The sequence below is a fragment of the Streptomyces sp. NBC_00669 genome, assembly GCF_036226785.1.
Taxonomy (GTDB): domain Bacteria; phylum Actinomycetota; class Actinomycetes; order Streptomycetales; family Streptomycetaceae; genus Actinacidiphila.
Map to the genome: position 1 here is coordinate 1,044,113 of NZ_CP109018.1, position 22,135 is coordinate 1,066,247.

The following is a 22,135-nucleotide window of genomic DNA, read 5'->3' on the forward strand; positions in this document are numbered from 1 at the left end:
AGCGCGACCAGGGAGGAGGAGCACGCGGTGTCCACCGTCACCGCCGGCCCCTCAAGGCCCAGCACGTAGGAGATCCGGCCCGAGGCGATGGAGCCCGTGCTGGCATTGGCCGGGTAGTCGTGGTACATCATCCCGGCGAACACACCGGTCGCGCTTCCCCGCAACGACGCCGGGTCGATACCCGCCCGCTCCAACGCCTCCCACGACACCTCCAGCAACAACCGCTGCTGCGGGTCCATCACCAACGCCTCATTCGGACTGATCCCGAAGAACGCCGGATCGAACTCCCCCGCGTCATGCAGGAATCCACCGTGCTTCGTGTACGTGGTATTCGCCCGCTCACCCGTCGGGTCGTACAACTCCTCCGTGTTCCAACCGCGGTTGGTCGGAAACTCGGAGATCGCGTCCACACCGCCGGACACCAGTTGCCACAAATCCTCCGGCGACTCCACACCACCCGGATACCGGCACGCCATCCCGACGATCGCGATCGGTTCGCGGGCACCGGCAACGAGACTCTGGTTCTGGGCGCGGAGCCGCTCGGTCTCCTTGAGGGAGGAGCGGAGGGCTTCGACAAGCTTCTGGTCAGAGCTGGACATCTACAGTTCTCCCGTTTCCTGTGTCGGCTCGTCAAAGCCATGCCCGTCAAGTGCCATGCTGATCAGTGCCGCGGTGTCCATCTCGTCGATGGACGGTCCGCCGTCGGCCGCGCCCGGGGCCGACGCGCCGGAGTCCGGGCCGTTCGCTCCGCCGAGTTCCAGCAGCAGTTCCATCAGGCCCGCCTCGCGCAGCCGGCTGACCGGAATGCTGTGCAGCACGCGCCGGATCTCCGCCTCCTCGCGGTCGGCCGGGTCCTCCTCCGGCAGCAGTTCGCCGTGCACATGGGCAGCCAGGGCGCGGGCGTTGGGGTAGTCGAAGACGAGCGTCGGCGGCAGCCGCAGACCGGTGGCGGAGTTGATCAGGTTGCGGAACTCCACCGCGCTCAGCGAGTCGAAGCCGAGTTCCTTGAACGCCCGATCGGGTTCGATGGCGTCGGAGGACGCGTGTCCGAGCACCTCAGCGGCCCGGGTCCGCACCAGGTCCAACAGCAGCGCGTCGCGTTCCTCCGCGGTGGCGTCGGCGAGCCGGCCGCGCAGCGCCGCACCGCTGCCCGGCCCCCCGTCCGCGCTCCGCCGGGACGTGCGACGGACCAGGGAGCGCAGCAGCGGCGGGACGTCGTCCGGCCCGCCACCGCGCCCGCCGGCGGACGCGGTGAGGTCCAACCGGATCGGTACGAGCACGGCGGCGTCGAGGCCGCGGGCGGTGTCGAAGAGCGCCAGCCCCTCGTCGGTCGCGAGCGGGCGGACTCCCGTGCGGCTCATCCGCTGCCGGCCCGCCACGTCCAGCTCGCCCGCCATGCCCTCGTCGTCCTCCCACAGCCCCCAGGCGAGGGACTGGGCGGGGCGGCCGGCAGAACGGCGGTGTGCGGCCAAGGCGTCGAGGAAGGCGTTGGCGGCCGCGTAGTTGCCCTGGCCCGGGGTGCCGAAGACACCGGCGGCGGAGGAGAACATGACGAAGGCGGAGAGCTTCGTGCCCATCTCCTCGGTGAGTTCGTGCAGGTTGAGCGCGCCGTCCACCTTGGGCCGCAGCACGGTGTCGACCCGCTCGGGGGTCAGCGCGCTGATCACCCCGTCGTCGAGCACCCCCGCCGCGTGGACCACCGCTGTCACCGGATGTGCGGCGAGCACGGCGGCCAGGGCGGCCCGGTCCGCGACATCGCAGGCCACGAGGGCCGCTTCGGCGCCGAGTTCGGCGAGATCCGCGACGAGTTCGGCGGCGCCCGGGGCGTCCATGCCGCGGCGGCTCGTGAGCACCAGACGCCGGACGCCGCAGCGTACGACCAGATGGCGTGCGACGAGGCGGCCCAGCGTTCCGGTGGCGCCGGTGAGCAGCACGGTCCCGTCGGGGTCGAACGACGCCGGGCGTTGGCCGCCGTCCGCACCGGTGTCCTCAGCCGCGGTCGGTGCCGGGGCCGCGGCACGGACGAGCCGAGGCGCGTGGAGGAGGTCGCCGCGCACCGCGATCTGCGGTTCGCCCGTCCCGACGACCGCGGCGATCAGCGCGTCGGCCGCGGCCGCGGCCGCGGTCACCTCTCCGGTCGCCTGGCCGCTCGCCTGGCCGGGCTCGAACGACGCCGCGGCTTCGTCGAGGTCGGCGACGAGGAACCGGTCCGGATGCTCGGACTGCGCGGAACGCATCAGCCCCCAGACCGCCGCACCCGCGAGGTCCGCGATGTCCTCGCCGCCGACCGACACCGCGCCGCCGGTCAGGACGAGGAGCTTCGCGAACGTGAAGCGCTCGTCCGCGAGCCAGCGTTGGAGCACGTCGAGGACGCGGTGCACGCGCGCCTGCACGGTGTCGTCGTCGCCGTGCGAGCGCAACACCACGGTCGCGGGCGGCACTTCGTCGTCGGACAGCGCCTCCCACTCGCACCACGCGGGCACGGCGGACGCGGGCGCGGGCTCCGGCACCGGAACCGGCACGGGTGTCCAGGAGAGTTGGAAGAGCGCGTCGTTGTGCCCGGCGGCCCGCGCCGCCGCCAGTTGCTCCGCCGACACCTCGCGCAGCGCCAACTGCCGCACGTGCGCCACCGGGCCGCCCGCCTCGTCGGCCATCGACAGCGAGACCGCGCCGGTGCCGGCGAGCGAGACGCACACGCGCAGAGCGGCGGCGCCGCTGGTCCGCAGGGTCACCCCGTGCCAGGCGAAGGGCAGCCGCGCCGCGCCGGGTTCACCCTCGTGCGCCGCCTTGAGGCCGATGGCGTGCAGGCACGCGTCGAACGCGGCCGGGTGCAGGCCGTACGACGCGGCCTCGGTCGTGAACCGCTCGTCCAGGCGCACCTCGGCGTAGATGTCGTCGCCGCCGATCCAGGCCCGGTGCAACCCCTGGAACGCGGCGCCGTACTCCAGCCCGGCGTCGGCCAGTTGCTCGTACAGTGCGTCGACGTCGACCGGTTCGGCCCCGGCCGGCGGCCAGTCGGTGAGGTCGACGTCCGCGCCGGGGTCGCTCGGGCCGGTGGTGAGCGTTCCACTGGCGTGCCGCACCCACGGCGACTCCGCCTCTTCGCCGCGCGAGTGCACCGTGAGCGTACGGCCGCCCGCCTCGTCCATCTCGCCCACAGTGAGCTGGAGTTGGACCCCGCCCTGCTCGGGCAGCGCGAGCGGCGCCTCGATCGTCAGCTCCTCCAGTACGTCGCAGCCGACCTGGTCGCCGGCCTGCACGGCGAGTTCGACGAAGCCGGTGCCGGGGAACAGCACCATGCCGCCGACGCGGTGGTCGGCGAGCCACGGGTGCGTCGCGAGTGACAGCCGACCGGTCAGCACCACGCCGTCGGCCTCCGCCAACGGCACGGCCGCACCGAGCAGCGGCGAACCGGTGGCGCCCAGACCCAGCGACACCGCGTCGCGCCGCGTGTCCCCGCGTACGGAGTCGAGCCAGAAGTTCCGGCGCTGGAAGGCGTACGTGGGCAGGTCCACGACGTGGCGCGGCGCGGGGCCGGTGAAGGTCTCGCGCCAGTCCACGGCCACGCCCGAGGTCCACAAGCGGCCCACCCCGGTGAGGACTTCGGCCGCCTCGGGGCGATCGCGGCGTACCAGCGGCACGATGACCGCCGAACGGGCCCCGCTGGTGGCTGTGTTGGTGGCTGCGCTGTCCTCTTCGGTGGCGGCTTCGAGGCAGGGAGTGAGCATTCCGGACAGCACCGCGTCCGGTCCGATCTCGACCCAGCGCGACACCCCTTCACCCGCCAACCAACTGACGCCGTCGGCGAAGCGCACCGCCTCTCGAACGTGCCGCACCCAGTAGTCGGGGGTGCACAGGTCCTCGGCCGTCGCGAGGGCGCCCGTCACGTTCGACACCACCGGGATCTGCGGCGCCGCGAACGACACCCCGTCCAGCACCTCGCCGAACTCGGCCAACATCGGCTCCATCAGGGCGGAATGGAAGGCGTGGCTCACCCGGAGGCGGCTGGTCCGGAATCCTTGCCGCTCGAACGCGTCCGCCAGCGCAAGCACCGCCTCCTCGACGCCGGACACCACCACCGACGAGGGGCCGTTCACCGCAGCGATGGACACGCCTTCCGGCAGCTCCTCACGTATGGCCGCCTCGGAGGCCCCGATCGCCACCATCGCCCCACCCGCCGGCAGTGCCTGCATCAACCGGCCCCGCGCCGCCACCACCCGCGCGGCATCCTCCACCGACCACACCCCGGCCACACACGCAGCCGCCACCTCACCGATCGAATGCCCCACCACGAACTCCGGCCGTATCCCCCACGATTCGACCAGCCGGAACAACGCCACCTCGAACGCGAACAACCCCGCCTGCGCAACAACCGTCTCGTTCACCCGGTCCGTGTCAGAACCCCAGAGCACCTCCCGCAACGAGAACCCGAGATGACGGTCCAGCTCCGCCACCGCCTCATCGAACGCCGCCGCGAACACCGGGAACGCCCCACACAACTCCCGACCCATCCCCAACCGCTGCGCACCCTGCCCCGTGAACACCAACGCGGTCAGGCCCTCCGCCACCGCACCCCGGAGGACACCGGCCCGCACCTCGCCGGCCGCCAACGCCTCCAGGCCGCGCAGGAATTCGGCACGGTCCTGCCCCACGACCACCGCACGCTGCTCCCACGCGGCACGCCCCGCCAACGACCACCCCACATCCCCCACCGACACACCACTGCCAGCCCCACCCACCCACTCACCCAACCGGGCCGACTGACCCACCACCGCCGACTCCGAACGACCCGACACCACCCACGCCACCAACCCCGAACCCGAACCCACCCCAGACTCAACTTCCACAGGCGCCAACTCGGCCTCCTCCGGCGCCTGCTCGATGATCACGTGAGCGTTGGTCCCACTGATCCCGAACGACGACACCCCCGCCCGCCGCACACGACCCACCCGCGGCCACTCCCGCGACTCCACCAACAACTCCACCGCACCCGACGCCCAATCCACCTCACCCGACGCCACCCCCGCATACAACGACCGCGGCAACACCCCCCGCCGCAACGCCTCCACCATCTTGATCACACCACCCACACCCGCAGCCGCCTGCGTATGACCCACATTCGACTTCAACGACCCCAACCACAAAGGCAAACCCTCCACCCGACCACGCCCATACGTCGCCAACAACGCCTGCGCCTCAATCGGATCACCCAACGACGTCCCCGTCCCATGACCCTCCACCACATCCACATCCACCACCGACAACCCCGCCGCACCCAACGCCGCACGAATCACCCGCTGCTGCGCCGGACCATTCGGCGCCGTCAACCCATTACTCGCCCCATCCTGATTCACCGCGATCCCACGAATCACACCCAGAACGGGGTGGCCGCTCCGCCGAGCATCGGAAAGCCGCTCCACCACCAGCATTCCCGCACCCTCACCCCACCCGGTACCATCCGCCCCCTCCGAGAACGAACGGCACCGACCGTCACGCGACAATCCACGCTGACGGCTGAACTCCACGAACACATCCGGAGTCGCCATCACCGCCACCCCACCCACCAGCGCGAGCGAGCACTCACCCGAACGCAACGCCTGCACCGCGGAATGAAGAGCGACCAAAGACGACGAGCACGCCGTGTCAAAGGTGATCGCGGGCCCTTCCAGGCCGAAGGTGTAGGAGATCCGACCCGAGGCGATGGAACCGGTGTTGTTGTTGTTCGCGTAGTCGTGGTACATCATCCCGGCGAACACACCCGTCGCACTTCCCCGCAACGACGCCGGGTCGATACCCGCCCGCTCCAACGCCTCCCACGACACCTCCAGCAACAGCCGCTGCTGCGGGTCCATCACCAACGCCTCATTCGGACTGATCCCGAAGAACGCCGGATCGAACTCCCCCGCGTCATGCAGAAAACCACCGTGCATCGTGTATGTGGTATTCGCCCGCTCACCCGTCGGGTCGTACAACTCCTCCGTGTTCCAACCGCGGTTGGTCGGAAACTCCGATATCGCATCCACGCCATCGGACACCAGCCGCCACAGATCCTCGGGCGAGGAGACTCCACCCGGATACCGGCACGCCATCCCGACAATCACAATCGGGTCGTCACCGTCCACCTGCGTACGGAACGCCACCGCTCCGGCGTCCACGGTGTCGGTCGAGCCGGTCAGCTCGCCCAGCAGGAACGCGGCGACCGCCGCGGCGGACGGGTAGTCGAAGACGAGGGTGGCCGGCAGGCGCAGACCGGTCTCGGTGTTGAGCACGTTGCGCAGCTCGACGGCGCTCAGCGAGTCGAAGCCCAACTCGCCGAACGCGCGGTCCGGTTCGATCGCTTCGGGGGACGCGTGCCCAAGTACGTAGGCGACCTGCGCGCGTACCTCGCCCAGCAGGAAGGCCATGCGGTCCCGCTCGGGCAGCGCGGTGAGCCGTGCGGCGAGTGCGGAACCGTCCTGGGTTCCCTTGCCGCCCGCCCGGCGCAACGGCGCGGGCACCAGGCCGCGCAGCAGAGGCGGGAGCGCGTCGACTCCGGCGGACGCGACCTGGGCCCGTAGGGCGGCGAGGTCGAGCCTCAACAGCATGAGCAGCGCGGCATCGGAGCGCAGGGCCGCGTCGAAGTACGCGAGCCCCTCCTCCGGCGACATGGGCGGGAACCCCTGGCGTCGCAGCCGCCGGACAGCGGTCGCGTCAAGACCGCCGCCCATCCCGGTGTCCGTGGCCCACAGGCCCCAGGCCATGGACACCGCGGGCAGCCCGGCGGTCCTGCGGTGCTCGGCGAGCGCGTCGAGGAAGACGTTCGCCGCCGCGTAGTTCGCCTGCCCGGCGGCGCCGAGGGTTCCGGCGGCGGAGGAGAAGAGAACGAAGGCGGACAGGTCGGCGTCGCGGGTGAGTTCGTGGAGGTGCCAGGCGGCGTCCGCCTTCGGCGCCATGACGCGGTCGATCCGCTCCGCGGTCAGCGAGGAGAGCACGCCGTCGTCCAGGACACCCGCGGCGTGCACCACGCCGGTCAGCGGGTGCCCGTCCGGGATGCCGTCGATGACGGCCGCGATCTGCGCGCGGTCCGCCACGTCGCAGGCGGCGATCACCACGTCCGCGCCCAACGCGGCCAGCTCGTCGCGCAGTTCGGCCGCGCCCGGGGCCTCGGCGCCCCGGCGGCTGGTGAGCAGCAGGTGCCGCACGCCGTGCTCGGTCACCAGGTGCCGGGCCACGAGCGCACCGAGCCCGCCGGTGCCGCCGGTGACGAGGACCGTGCCGTCGGGAGCGAACGCGACGGGCGGGCGTTCCGCGGAGGGCGCGCTCACCAGTCGCGGGATCAGCATCTCGCCCGCACGCAGGCCGACTTCGGGTTCGTCGCTCGCGATGGCGGCGGGCAGCGCCCGGTAGGAGGCGTCGGTGCCGTCGAGGTCGATCAGCACGAGGCGGTCCGGGTGCTCGCCCTGCGCGGCGCGTGTCAGGCCGCGGACGGCGGCCGAGGTCAGGGAGGCGGGGTCCGCGGTACCGTCCACGGCCACGGCGTTCCGGGTGACGACGCAGCATCGGGTGCCTGCGAACCGCTCGTCGGCCAGCCAGGCCCGCATCGCCTCGAACACCTCGTGCAGGGTGGAGTGGGCCTCGGCGACGACGTCGGTGGCCGGCTCGTCGGGGGCGCACGGCAGGAGGACGACCGCAGGCGCGGGCAGCCCTGCGTCGACGGCCGCGGCGAGTGCGGCGATGTCCGGATGGACGGCGATGCCCGCGGCCCGCAAGCGCGTCGCCGTCTCGGTGGTCGGCGCACCGACCAGAGCCCAGTCGGCGCCGGGCGCCTGGCCGGTGTCCTCGTGGCGCCCCGGTGTCGTGGCGGTGCGGTGACCGGCCGACCAGGTCACGCGGTAGGGGTGCGCGTCGCGCCGGCCGGCGAGCTGCGTCGCGGTGACCTGCCTGGAGACGATGGAGGCGACGGACAGTACGGGGGCGCCGGCGCCATCCGTGGCGAGTAGTTCGATGGAGCCGCGGGAGCCGGCGTCCCCGTTGGCGTTGGCGCGGACACGTATCCGCAGGGCGGTCGGTCCGGTGGCGTGGAGGGCGACACCGCTCCACGCGAACGGCACCATGGGACCGGCCTGTTCTCCGTCGCTCCCGTCCGTCGCGCCGTCGTCGCCGCCACCGCCGAGGAGCGTGGCGTGAAGGGCCGCGTCGAGCAGCGCCGGGTGGACCCCGGTGCGCGGGGCGTCGTCGACGGCCTCGGGGGCGAGTTCGACCTCCGCGAACAGGTCGTCGCCGCGCCGCCAGGCCGCTGTCAGGCAGCGGAACACCGGGCCGTAGCCGTACCCGCGCTCGGCCAGACCGTCGTAGAAGCCCACCAGGTCGATGGGGGCGGCGCCGTTCGGCGGCCACTGTTCGAGGTCGGCGGCGGGTCGTACGGAGGGGGTACCGGTGACGGCTCCCTCGGCGTGCAGCACCCACGGCTCGTCCCCGTCGCCGACCCGCGAGTGCACCCGTACGGGCCGGGCTCCGGCGGCATCCGCCGCGCCGACGGCGACGCGCAGCACGACGTCGCCGCTCTCCGGCAGCAACAGGGGCGCCTGCAGGGTCAGTTCCTCCACCGTGTCGCACCCGAGGTGACCGCCGGCGCGCAACGCCATCTCGACGAATGCCGTCCCGGGCAGCAGTACGGTGCCCAGCGCCTGGTGGTCGCCGAGCCACGGGTTCGCCGCGAGCGACAGCCGACCGGTGAAGACGGTGCCGCTCTCACCCGGCAGCTCCACGACGGCCCGCAGCAGCAGGTGGTCGACCGCCTCCACTCCGCTGGACCCGATGTCGCTTCGCGCCGCACCGGCCCACGGATCGGCCCAGTAATCAAGGGAGTCGAGCCAGAAGTGCCGGCGCTGGAAGGCGTACGTGGGCAGGTCCACGACGTGGCGGGGCGCGGGGCCGGTGAAGGTCTTGCGCCAGTCCACGGCGACGCCCGAGGTCCACAACCGGCCTATCCCGGTGAGGACTTCCGCCGCCTCGGGGCGATCACGGCGCACCAACGGCACGATGACCGCCGAACTGCTCACGGAGACGGTCGCGTCGGTGGCTGCGGATTCAGCGGTGTCGGGTGCGGTGTCCTCTTCGGTGGCGGCGTCGAGGCAGGGGGCGAGCATCCCGGACAGCACCGCGTCCGGTCCGATCTCGACCCAGCGCGACACCCCTTCACCCGCCAACCAGCTGACGCCGTCCGCGAACCGCACCGCCTCTCGAACGTGGCGCACCCAGTAGTCGGGGGTGCACAGGTCCTCGGCTGTCGCGAGGCCGCCCGTCACGTTCGACACCACCGGAATCTGCGGCGCCGCGAACGACAGCCCTTCCAAGACCTCGCCGAACTCGGCCAACATCGGCTCCATCAGGGCGGAATGGAACGCGTGGCTCACCCGCAGCCGACTCGTACGGCACCCCTGCCGCTCGAATACGTCCGCCAGCGCAAGCACCGCGTCCTCCACGCCGGACACCACCACCGACGAGGGACCGTTCACCGCAGCGATGGAGACACCTTCCGGCAGTTCCTCGCGAATGGCCGCCTCCGAGGCCCCGATCGCCACCATCGCCCCACCCGCCGGCAACGCCTGCATCAACCGCCCCCGCGCCGCCACCACCCGCGCGGCATCCTCCACCGACCACACCCCCGCCACACACGCAGCCGCCACCTCACCAATCGAATGCCCCACCACGAAGTCCGGCCGCACCCCCCACGACTCCACCAGCCGGAACAACGCCACCTCGAACGCGAACAACCCCGCCTGCGCAACAACCGTCTCGTTCACCCGGCCCGCATCCGAACCCCACAACACCTCCCGCAACGAAAACCCGAGATGACGATCCAGCTCCACCACCGCCTCATCGAACGCCGTCGCGAACACCGGGAACGCCCCACACAACTCCCGACCCATCCCCAACCGCTGCGCACCCTGCCCCGTGAACACCAACGCCGAACGACCCGAACCCACCACACCCCGAGACACACCCGCACCCGGCAAACCGGCCGCCAACGCCTCCAACCCCCGCACCAGTTCGGCACGGTCCTTCCCGACCACCACCGCACGCTGCTCCCACGCGGCACGCCCCGCCAACGACCACCCCACATCCCCCACCGACACACCAGAACCAACCCCACCCACCCACTCACCCAACCGAACCGCCTGACCCACCACCGCCGACTCCGAACGACCCGACACCACCCACGCCACCAACCCCGAAGCCGAACCCGAAACAGACTCAGACTCCGCCAGCGCCGGCTCCACCTCCTCCGGCGCCTGTTCGATGATCACGTGCGCGTTCGTCCCACTGATCCCGAACGACGACACCCCCGCCCGCCGCACACGACCAACCTGCGGCCACTCCCGAGCCTCCGCCAACAACTCCACCGAGCCCGACGCCCAGTCCACCTCACCCGACGCCGTTCCCACGTGCAGTGACCGCGGCAACACCCCCCGCCGCAACGCCTCCACCATCTTGATCACACCACCGACACCCGCAGCCGCCTGCGTATGACCCACATTCGACTTCAACGACCCCAACCACAAAGGCAAACCCTCCACCCGACCACGCCCATACGTCGCCAACAACGCCTGCGCCTCGATCGGATCACCCAACGACGTCCCCGTCCCATGACCCTCCACCACATCCACATCCACCACCGACAACCCCGCCGCACCCAACGCCGCACGAATCACCCGCTGCTGCGCCGGACCATTCGGCGCCGTCAAACCATTACTCGCCCCATCCTGATTCACCGCGATCCCACGAATCACGCCCAGAACGGGGTGGCCGCTCCGCCGAGCGTCGGAAAGCCGCTCGACCACCAGCATTCCCGCGCCCTCACCCCACACCGTGCCGTCCGCCGCGTCGGAGAAGGACTTCGCCCGGGCATCACGCGCGAGGCCGCGCTGGCGGCTGAACTCCACGAACGCTTCGGGGGTCGCCATCACCGCGACACCGCCGACCAGCGCGAGCGAGCACTCGCCCGAACGCAGCGCCTGCACCGCCCAGTGGAGTGCCACCAGTGAGGAGGAGCACGCCGTGTCCACCGTCACCGCCGGCCCCTCCAGGCCGAACACGTAGGAAATCCGACCGGAGGCAATCGCGCCGGTGCCGCTGTTCGCGGCGTAGTCGTGGTACATCATCCCGGCGAACACGCCCGTCGCGCTTCCCCGCAACGACGCCGGGTCGATACCCGCCCGCTCCAGCGCCTCCCACGACACCTCCAGCAACAACCGCTGCTGCGGGTCCATTATCAACGCCTCATTCGGGCTGATCCCGAAGAACGCCGGATCGAACTCCCCCGCGTCGTGCAGGAATCCACCCTCACGGACATAACTCGTGTTCGGCCGCTCACCTGTCGCGTCGTACAACTCCTCGGTATTCCAGCCTCGGTTGGCGGGAAATTCCGAGATCGCGTCCACGCCGTCCGCCACCAGCCGCCACAGATCCTCCGGCGAGGAGACCCCACCCGGATAGCGGCACGCCATCCCGACGATCACGATCGGGTCGTCGTCGTCGGCGGCCGGGGCAGCGGCGGCGGTGGGCGCGGCGGTGTCGGCGGAGTGGTGGCCGGCGAGTTCCTCGCACAGGTAGCGGGCCAGGACGGTGGCGGTGGGGTAGTCGAAGACGAGGGTGGCCGGCAGGCGCAGACCGGTGTCGGTGCCGAGGCCGTTGCGGAGTTCGACCGCGGCCAGCGAGTCGAAACCGAGGTCGCGGAAGGCGCGGTCGGGCTCGACGGCGCCGGTGGAGCCGAAACCGAGGACGAGCGCGACGCGTTGGAGGACGACGTCGAGCAAGGCGGCGGGCCAGTCTGCTGCCGGGAGGGCGGCCAACTGCCGGCGCAGCGCGGCGGCGGCGTCTTGGCCGCCGTCGGCACGGCGTCGCCGAGCCGGCGGGACCAGACCGCGCAGGACCGCCGGAACGTCGTCCGCCTGGCGCCGCATCGCGGCCAGGTCGAACCGGACCGGGACCAGGGCGGGCCGGTCGGTGGCGACGGCGGCGTCGAAGAGGGCGAGGCCGTGGTCGGCGGTGAGCGGCAGGACGCCGCCTCGTGACATGCGGGACCGTTGGCCGGCGTCGAGAGCGGCCGCCATCCCGGCGGGGCCGGCGGCGGACGCGTCGGCCCAGGGGCCCCAGGCGAGGGAGTGCGCCGGCAGGCCCTGGGCGTGGCGGTGCTCGGCGAGGGCGTCGAGGAAGGCGTTGGCGGCGGCGTAGTTGGCCTGACCGGGGGCGCCGAGGACGCCGGCTCCGGAGGAGAACATGACGAACGCGGTGAGGCCGAGTCCGGCGGTGAGCTCATGCAGGTGGAGCGCGGCGTCCGCCTTGGGACGCAGCACGGCGTCGATCCGGTCGGGGGTGAGTTCGGTGACGACGCCGTCGTCGAGCACACCGGCCACGTGGACGACCGCGGTGGGCGCCGTCCGGCGCAGTTGCTCGGCGAGTGCCTGGCGGTCGGCCGCGTCACACGCCACGAGGTCCACATCGGCACCCATGGCGGCGAGTTCGTCGCGCAGCGCGTCGGCGCCGGGAGCGGCGGGGCCGCGGCGGCTGGTGAGCAGCAGGCGGCGCACGCCGTACCGGTGCACGAGGTGGCGGGCGAGCAACCCGCCGAGGGAACCGGTCGCCCCGGTGATCAGGACGGTGCTGTCGGGACCGAACGCGGGCGCGGTGCCGGTCGGTTGGGCGCCCGTCGGTTCAGCGCCCGTCGGTTGGGCGCCCGTCGGCTCGGTGCCGGTCGATCCGGTGCCGGTCGGTTCGGAAGGGGCGGGGGCCTGCGGAAGCCGGGTGAGGCGCGGTACGTGGACGAGGCCGTCACGCATCGCGACCTGCGGCTCGCCGCTGGCGAGGGCGACGGCGAGCCCTTCGTCGTCGGGTTCGCCGGCCAGGTCGACGAGAACGATGCGGTCGGGGTGCTCGGACTGTGCGGCCCGGACCAGGCCCCACACCGCGGCGCCGGCGAGGTCCGTGACCCCCTCCCCGCGAGGTCCGGCCGCACCGCGGGTCACGACGGCCAACCGGCCCGCGCCGCTGACCCGTTCGGCACTGATCCCTTCGGTGCCGATCCCTTCGGTGCCGTCCTCCTCCCGCGCCACGTCCTGGGCAGCGGCTCCCGCCCCCTCCACGTCCACGTCCACGTCCACGTCCACGTCCTGCGTGGAGTGTTGTGCGCCGAGCAGCGTCCTGAGCGCCTTCAGTACGGCGTGGGTGGCCCGTCGTACCGCGTCGGCGTCGTCGCCGGGGACGCTGTGCAGCACCTGGACATCCGGCGGCAGAACGGTCGGAGCGGTCGCGGCGCCCGGGGCCGCCTGCGGGGTCCACTCCAGCCGGAACAGCGCGCCGTCCCCCGCCGAGCGGGCCGCCGCGATGGCGTCGCGGGACGGCGGGCGGACGGTGAGCTGCTGGACGGACGCCACCGGTCGGCCGGCGGTGTCGGCCGCTTCCAGGGAGACGGAGTCGGGTCCGGTGCGCCGCAGCCGGACCCGCAGACCGGACGCGCCGGAAGCGTGCAGCACGACTCCGTTCCATGAGAAGGGCACCGCGGCCTGGCCGTCGGCCGCGCCGGTGAAGGCGATCGCGTGCAGGGCGGCGTCGAGGGCGGCGGGGTGCAGCCCGAGGCGCTCGGCGTCGGCGTGGGCCTGCTGCGGGAGGGTGACCTCCGCGAGCACGGCGCCGTCGTGGCGCCAGGCCGAGGTGAGGCCCTGGAAGACGGGGCCGTACTCCAGCCCGGCGGCCGCGAGGTCCTGGTAGATGTCGTCGAGCGCAAGCTCCTCGGCACCGAGTGGCGGCCACTGCGGCAGGTCCTCGGGGTCGGCGGCCGGCGCGGCGATGGAGAGCGTCCCGGTGGCGTGGCGGTGCCAGGGCGCGTCCGGCGCGGCCTCCTCCGCCCGGGAGTGGACGCCCAACGGCCGTACGCCCGTGGTGTCCGGCGCGCCGACGGTGACCTGAATCTGCACGCCGCCCTGCTCCGGCAGCACCAGCGGAGCTTCGATGACGAGTTCGTCGAGCGTTCCGCAGCCGACCTGTTCGCCTGCGCGCAGGGCGAGTTCGACGAAGCCGGTGCCGGGGAAGAGGATCGCGCCGCCGATCCGGTGGTCGGCGAGCCACGGGTGGGTGGCAAGGGACAGCCGGCCGGTGAGCAGGGTGCCCTCGGAGTCGGCCAGCGTCACGGACGCGCCGAGCAGCGCGTGGTCGGCCGAGCTGAGCCCGGCGGCGGCGACGTCGCCCGCGGTGTGCCGCGGGGCCACCCAGTAGTGCCGGCGCTGGAAGGCATACGTGGGCAGGTCCGCGACCTGGCGCGGCGCGGGGCCGGTGAAGGTCTCGCGCCAGTCCACGGCCACGCCCGAGGTCCACAACCGGCCCACCCCGGCGAGGGCTTCGGCCACCTCGGGGCGATCACGGCGTACCAACGGAACGATGACCGCCGAACTGGCCGCGCTGGTGGCTGTGTTGTCCGCTTCGGCGCCGGCTTCGAGGCAGGGGGTGAGCATCCCGGACAACACGGCATCCGGTCCGATCTCGACCCATCGCGACACCCCCTCACCCGCCAACCAGCTCACGCCGTCGGCGAAGCGCACCGCCTCCCGCACATGCCGCACCCAGTACTCCGGGCTGCACAACTCCTCGGCCGTCGCGAGGCCACCCGTCACGTTCGACACCACCGGAATCGTCGGCGCCGCAAACGACACCCCGTCCAGCACCTCCCCGAACTCCGCCAACATCGGCTCCATCAACGCCGAATGGAACGCGTGACTCACCCGCAGCCGACTCGTACGGCACCCCCGCCCGGCGAACACCTCCGCCAGCGCCAGCACGGCGTCCTCAACCCCGGACACCACCACCGACGACGGACCGTTCACCGCCGCAACCGACACACCCTCCGGCAACACCTCCCGTATCGCCGCCTCGGGTGCTCCGATCGCCACCATCGCGCCGCCCACCGGCAACGCCTGCATCAACCGCCCCCGCGCCGCCACCACCCGCGCGGCATCCTGCACCGACCACACCCCCGCCACACACGCAGCCGCCACCTCACCGATCGAGTGACCCACCACGAAGTCCGGCCGTACTCCCCACGACTCCACCAGCCGGAACAACGCCACCTCGAACGCGAACAACCCCGCCTGAGCAACAACCGTGTCATTCACCCGGTCCGTGTCAGACCCCCACAACACCTCCCGCAACGAGAACCCGAGATGACGGTCCAACTCCGCCACCGCCTCGTCGAACGCCGTCGCGAACACCGGGAACGCCCCGCACAACTCCCGACCCATCCCCAACCGCTGCGCACCCTGCCCCGTGAACACCAACGCGGTCAGGCCGTCGCCGACGACGCCTCGCACGATGCCGGGGGTGCTCCGGCCCTCCGCGAGGGCGGCGAGCGCGGTCCGCGCGGTGGCGCCGTCGGGGGCGACGACGACCGCCCGGTGTTCGAGCGCGGCGCGGCCGGTGGCCAGGGTGTGCGCGGTGCCGAGCGGGTCCGCGGTGCCGACGTGGGCGGCGAGCCGGGCGGCCTGTGCGGCCAGCGCGTCGGCGCCGCGGGCGGAGACGGTGAAGGCGAGCGGCAGCCCGGCCGGGCGGTCCAGGGCCGTGGCCGTGGCCGTGGCTGTGGCTGTGGACGGGGCCGGGGCCGCGGACTCCTCGGCGTGCTCGTCGTCCTGCTCCGGCGCCTGTTCCAGGATGACGTGCGCGTTGGTGCCGCTCAGGCCGAACGCGGAGACGCCGGCGCGGCGCGGGTGCCCGGTCGAGGGCCACGCGACGGGCTCGGTGAGCAGCCTGACGTTGCCGGCGGTCCAGTCGACGTGGTGTGAGGGCTCGGTGACGTGCAGGGTCCTGGGCATGGTGCCGTGCCGCATGGCCATGACGGCCTTGATGATGCCGCCGACGCCGGCGGCGGCCTGGGCGTGCCCGATGTTCGACTTGAGGGAGCCGAGCCACAGCGGCCGGTCCTGGGGGCGCCCGCGGCCGTAGGTGGCCAGCAGGGCCTGGGCCTCGATCGGGTCGCCGAGGGTGGTGCCGGTGCCGTGCGCCTCCACGAGGTCGATGTCGGCGGTGGTGAGTTCGGCGGCCTCCAGGGCCTGCCGGATCACCCGCTGCTGGGAGGGGCCATTGGGCGCCGACATGCCGTTGCTGGCGCCGTCCTGGTTGACCGCGGAGCCGCGGATCAGGCCGAGTACGGGGTGGCCGTTGCGGCGGGCGTCGCTGAGCCGTTCCAGCAGCAGGATTCCGGCGCCCTCGGCCCATCCGGTGCCGTCGGCGCTGTCGGAGAAGGACTTGCAGCGGCCGTCGGCGGCGAGGCCGCCCTGCTTGCTGAAGGCGACGAACGGGCCGGGGGTGGACATGATCATCACACCGCCGGCGAGGGCGAGGGTGCACTCGCGCTGCCGCAGCGCCTTGGCGGCCAGGTGCACGGCGACGAGGGAGGAGGAGCAGGCGGTGTCGACGGTCAGGGCGGGGCCTTCGAGGCCCAGCGTGTAGGAGATGCGGCCGGAGATGACGGCGGCCACGGCGGCGGTGCCGAGGTACGCCTCGGCGACCTCGGGGGCGGCGTCGAGCAGGTCGCCGTAGTCCTGGAAGCCGGAGCCGACGAAGACGCCGACGGGCGCGCCGCGCAGCGCGTCGGGGGCGATGCCGGCGCGCTCCAGGGTCTCCCAGGAGATCTCCAGCATGAGCCGCTGCTGCGGGTCCATGGCCAGCGCCTCGCGGGGGGCGATGCCGAACAGGCCGGGGTCGAAGTCGCCGGCGCCGTCGACGAATCCGCCCTCGTGCACGTAGCTGGTGCCGGCGTCGCCGTCACCGCCGAGGCGCGCCAGGTCCCAGCCGCGGTCGGTGGGGAACGGTGCGATGCCGTCGCCGTCGCCGGCCACCAGCCGCCACAGGTCCTCGGGTGAGGAGACGCTTCCGGGGAAGCGGCAGCCCATGGCGACGATCGCGATCGGCTCGTGGTCGGCCGCCTCCGCGTGGCGCAGCCGCTGCCGGGTCTGGGCGAGGTCGGCGGTGACACGTTTGAGGTAGTCCAGCAGCTTGGCGTCGTCAGCCATCCCTGTTTCACAACACCTTTCGGTCCCGGTGGGGACTGGATTCCGGCTCCGGTCGGGGCGCTTGCGCGGTCGGTCAGGACAGCCCCAGCTCCTGGTCGATGAAGGCGAGGACGTCGTCGGCGGACGCCTCGTCGAGGCGCGCGCCGACGTCCGGCGTGCCGGGCGCGGCCGGGTCGGTGCCGGTGTCCGTGCCGGGCGGGTCGCCGGCCAGCCGGGCCGTCAGCGCGCGCAGCCGGGCGGCGATGCCGTGCTCCTCGACTTCCTGCGGGGTGAGTTCGGCGGCTGCCTGCTCCAGGCGTTCGACCTCGGCGAGGACGGCGGTGGCGCGGGCCTGCTCGTCCAGGCCGAGTCGGGCGAGGAGGTGGTCGGCGAGGGCGGTGGGGGTGGCGTGGTCGAAGACCACGGTGGCCGCGAGCGGGACGCCGCCGGCCGTGGCGAGGCGGGTGCGCAGGTCGGTGGCGGCGACCGAGTCGAATCCGAGGTCGGTGAAGGGCCGGGCGGTGTCGAGTTCGCCCGGGTCGTCGTAGTGGAGCAGGGCCGCGACGTGGTTGCGGACCAGGTCGACCACGGTGTGCCTGCGGCGGGCGGGCGACATCGTGGCGAGCTTGTCCCGCAGGGCCGCGCCGGCGGCAGGGCCCTGCGCGGGTGCCGCGGTGAGGCCGCCTCGGGTCTCCGGCAGGCCGTCGAGCAGCGGCCGGGGCCGGGCCATGGTGTAGACGGGGGCGAAGCGGGCCCAGTCGATGTCGGCGACCACGAGGTGGTGCTCGTCGTGGTCCAGGGCGGTCCGCAGCGCGCCGACGGCGAGATGGGGCGGCATGGGGGGTGCGCCGAGGCGCCGCATGGTGGCGGCGAGTTCGGCGTCGACCATGCCGCCGTCCCACGAGCCCCAGGCGATCGAGGTGGCGGTCCGGCCCTGGGCGCGGCGGCGGTGGGCGAGGGCGTCGAGGAACGCGTTGGCGGCGGCGTAGCCGGCCTGGCCGGTGCTGCCCCAGACGGCGGCGCCGGAGGAGAACAGGACGAACGTCGCCGGCTCGCGGTCGGCGAGCAGTTCGTCGAGCAGGGCGGCGCCGACCACCTTGGCATGGGCGGCCTGGTTCACCTCCTCGACGGTCAACTCCGTGACGGGTGCGAGTCGTTGGAGTTCCCCGGCGGCGTGCACGACGTGCAGGGGCGCGTCGGCGGGCAGGGAGTCCAGCAGCGCGGCGAGGGAGGTGCGGTCGGCGACGTCGCAGGCGACGACGGTGGTGCGGGTGCCGCGGGCGGCGAGTTCCGCGCGCAGGTCGTCGGCGCCCTCGGCCGCCGGGCCGCGGCGGCTGGTGAGCACCAGGTGTGCGGCACCGAGGTCGGCGAGCATCCGGGCGACGTGGGCGCCGAGGCCGCCGGTCCCGCCGGTGATCAGGGTGGTCCCCTCGGGCCGCCAGGTGCGCGGCGCGGTGGCGCCCTCCCGTGGGGCGCGCAGCATGCGGCGGGCCAGGAGGGCGCCGGGGCGTACGGCGAGTTGGTCCTCGCCACCGTCTGCGGCGAGGATGGCGCACAGGGTGCGGGCGGCGGCCGCGTCGACGGTCTCCGGCAGGTCCACCAGGCCGCCCCAGGCGTCGGGGCGGTCCAGGGAGAGGCCGATGCCGAGGCCCCACAGCAGCGCCTGGTAGGGGTCGGCGGTTTCGGTGGCGGTGGCCGCGACGGCCTGCCGGGTGACGCACCACAGGCGGGCGTCGGGCGCGGCGTCCGCGAGTGCCTGGGCGAGCAGGAGCGTTTCCGCGCAGCCGCGGGTGAGGGCGGGGTGGCGCGGATGCCCGGTGGTGTCGAAGGCGAGCAGGGAGACGACGGTGCCGAGCGGGCCGTCGGCGGCCTGCTCGGTCAGCCGTACGGCCAGGCCGGCGCGGTCGTCGTCGGCGTCGACGCGGATCAGGGCGAGGCGGTCGGCGCCGTGCGCGGTGAGAGCGTCCAGGACGGTGCGGACGGCTTCGTCGTCGTCGAGTCCGGCGGGGACGGCGACCGTCCAGGTTCCCTGCGGGCCGGTGGGAGCGGGGGTGGTGACGGGCCGCCAGCCGACCTGGTAGCGCCACGTGTCGGTGGTCGCGCGCTCGCGCCGGCCGCGGCGCCACTCGGTCATCGCCGGCACCACCTGGCCGAGGGCGTCGACGCCGACCTTCAGGTGCGCGGCGAGTTCGGGCAGGCCGGTGCGTTCGAGGCTGTCCCACAGCGCGCTGTCGGTGGGGTCGCCGCCGGTCGCGCCGGGTGCCGTGCCCCCGTCGGTGTCCTGCCACCAGTACCACTTGCGCTGGAAGGCGTACGTGGGCAGGTCGTCCACCGCGCGGGCGTCGCGGCCGGCGTAGAAGGCGGACCAGTCGACGGGGACGCCTCGGACGTGGAGGAGCGCGAGGGCGCTGACCGCCTCCCGTTCCTCGCCGCGGTCGCGGCGCTGGAGCGGTACGCAGGCGTGGTCGCCGTCGTCGGGCAGGCAGTCGGGGACGACCGGGGTGAGCGCGGCGTCGGGGCCGACTTCGAGGAAGGTGGTGACGCCCTTCTGCCCGAGGTGGCGGACGCCGTCGAGGAAGCGGACCGGTTCGTGTACGTGGCGCACCCAGTAGTCGGGGCTGCACAGGTCCTCGGCCGTCGCGAGGGCGCCCGTCACGTTCGACACCACCGGAATCTGCGGCGCCGCGAACGACACCCCGTCCAGCACCTGCCCGAACTCCGCCAACATCGGCTCCATCAAGGCCGAATGGAAGGCGTGGCTCACCCGCAGCCGACTCGTCCGACGGCCCCGCCCCGCGAACGCCTCCGCCACTTCGGCCACGGCGTCCTCGACCCCGGACACCACCACCGACGACGGACCATTCACCGCAGCGATGGACACGCCTTGCGGCAGTTCCGCGCACACCTCGGCCTCGGACGCCCCGATCGCCACCATCGCGCCGCCCGCCGGCAACGCCTGCATCAACCGGCCCCGGGCCGCCACCACCCGCGCCGCGTCCTCGACCGACCACACCCCGGCCACACACGCAGCCGCCACCTCACCGATCGAGTGACCCACCACGAAGTCCGGCCGTACTCCCCACGATTCGACCAGCCGGAACAACGCCACCTCGAACGCGAACAACCCCGCCTGAGCCACAACCGTCTCGTTCACCCGAGCCGCATCCGAACCCCACAACACCTCCCGCAACGAGAACCCGAGATGGTGGTCCAGCTCCGCCACCGCCTCGTCGAACGCCGCCGCGAACACCGGGAACGCCCCACACAACTCCCGACCCATCCCCAACCGCTGCGCACCCTGCCCCGTGAACACGAACGCGGTCAGGCCCTCCGCCACCGCGCCCTGGAAGACATCCGCCCGCACCTCGCCGGTCGCCAACGCCTCCAGGCCGCGCAGGTATTCGGCGCGGTCCTGCGCGACGACCACCGCGCGGTGGCGTAGCGCGGAGCGGGTGGTGGCCAGGGAGTAGCCGAGGTCCATGACGCTGTGGCTGCCGGTGGCGGCGTGGTCGAGCAGCCGGCGGGCCTGGGCGGACAGTGCCGTGCCGCTGTGCGCGGAGAGGGGCAGCGGCACGGCGGGGGCGGACGGTTTCGGGTGCGTGCGGCCGCGCTGGTTGGGGGCCCAGATCTCGTCCATGCTGCGGCCGACGACCGGGATGACGACGGAGGAGGCGAGTTCCTCGACCTGCGAGCGCAGGCGCTGCGCCTGGGTGCGCAGGACGTCCGGGAGCGTGCCCTGCTGGTCGGCCTCGGCCGGGTCGTCGTCGGGGGCCTCCTCGATGATGACGTGCGCGTTGGTGCCGCTCAGGCCGAACGCGGAGACCCCCGCGCGGCGCGGGTGGTCCGCTCGGGTCCAGGGGCGGGCCTCGGTGAGGAGGCGGATGTGGCCGGAGGTCCAGTCGACCTCCGACACGGGTTCCTTGATGTTCAAGGAGCGCGGCAGGGTGTCGTGACGCATCGCCTGGACCATCTTGATGATCCCGGAGACCCCGGCCGCGGCCTGGGCGTGCCCGATGTTGGACTTGATCGAGCCGAGCCACAGCGGCCGGCCGGGGTCGCGCTGCTGCCCGTAGGTGGCCAGCAGGGCCTGGAGTTCGATGGGGTCGCCCAGCCGTGTGCCGGTGCCGTGCCCCTCGACGGCGTCGACGTCCTGCGGGGACAGTTGCGCGTTGGCGAGCGCCTGGAGGATGACCCGTTGCTGGGAGGGGCCGTTGGGCGCCGACATGCCGTTGCTGGCGCCGTCCTGGTTGACCGCGGAGCCGCGGACCAGGGCGAGGACGGGGTGGCCGTTGCGGCGGGCGTCGGTGAGCCGTTCCAGCAGCAGCAGCCCGACTCCCTCGCCCCAGCCGGTGCCGTCGGCGTCGGAGGAGAAGGACTTGCAGCGGCCGTCGGGGGCGAGCCCGCGCTCCTGGCTGAAGCCGACGAAGGACGTCGGGGTGGTCATCACCGTGGCGCCGCCGGCCAGGGCCAGCGAGCACTCGCCGGACCTGAGCGCCTGCATGGCCAGGTGCACGGAGACCAGCGACGCGGAGCAGGCGGTGTCGACGGTGATGGCCGGCCCTTCCAGGCCGAGGCAGTACGAGATACGGCCGGACGCGACGCTGGCGAGGCTGCCGACTCCGGCGGCGGCGTAGTCGTGGTAGACGACGCCCGCGAAGACCCCGGTGGGGCTGCCCTTGAGCGAGTCGGGCGGGATGTTCGCCCGCTCCAGGAGCTCCCAGGCGGCCTCCAGCAGCAGCCGCTGCTGCGGGTCGGTCTCCGCGGCCTCGCGGGGGCTGGTCCGGAAGAAGTCGGCGTCGAACTCGCCGGCGTCGTGCAGGAATCCGCCCTCGCGGGCGTAGGTCTTCCCGGGGGTGGCCGGCTCCGGGTCGTAGAGCGCCGCCAGGTCCCAGCCGCGGTTGTCGGGGAAGGCGGAGATGCCGTCGCGGCCCTCGGCCACCAGCTCCCACAACTGCTCCGGGGTGTGCACGTCGCCGGGGAACCGGCAGCTCATCGACACGATGGCGATGGGCTCGTGCTCCTTCGCCTCGACCTCGCGAAGATGGCGCCGCACCTGGTGCAGGTCGGCCATCGCGCGCTTGAGGTAGTCGCGGAGCTTCTCCTCGTTCGCCATCGCC

Annotated in this window: 3 protein-coding genes (1 of these 3 only partly in view); all 3 read right to left on the reverse strand. The window is 73.1% G+C overall.

All coding sequences use genetic code 11. The annotated features are described in order from the left end of the window. Positions 1 to 599, reverse strand: the 5' portion of a protein-coding gene (locus OG896_RS04240) for a type I polyketide synthase (RefSeq protein WP_329362499.1). 16,573 nt of this gene lie to the left of the window's left edge; 599 of the gene's 17,172 nt are visible here — the first part of the coding sequence; it begins with the start codon at positions 597 to 599; its stop codon lies off the left edge, out of view. After that, a complete protein-coding gene (locus OG896_RS04245; protein WP_329362501.1) occupies positions 600 to 17,039 on the reverse strand; it encodes a type I polyketide synthase in 16,440 nt (5,479 codons plus the stop codon). It abuts the gene before it with no gap. Positions 17,040 to 17,112: 73 nt separating this feature from the next. After that, positions 17,113 to 22,131: a type I polyketide synthase gene (locus OG896_RS04250; RefSeq protein ID WP_329373692.1), complete on the reverse strand. Its 5,019-nt coding sequence runs from the start codon at positions 22,129 to 22,131 to the stop codon at positions 17,113 to 17,115. Between the last annotated feature and the right edge of the window lie 4 nt (positions 22,132 to 22,135).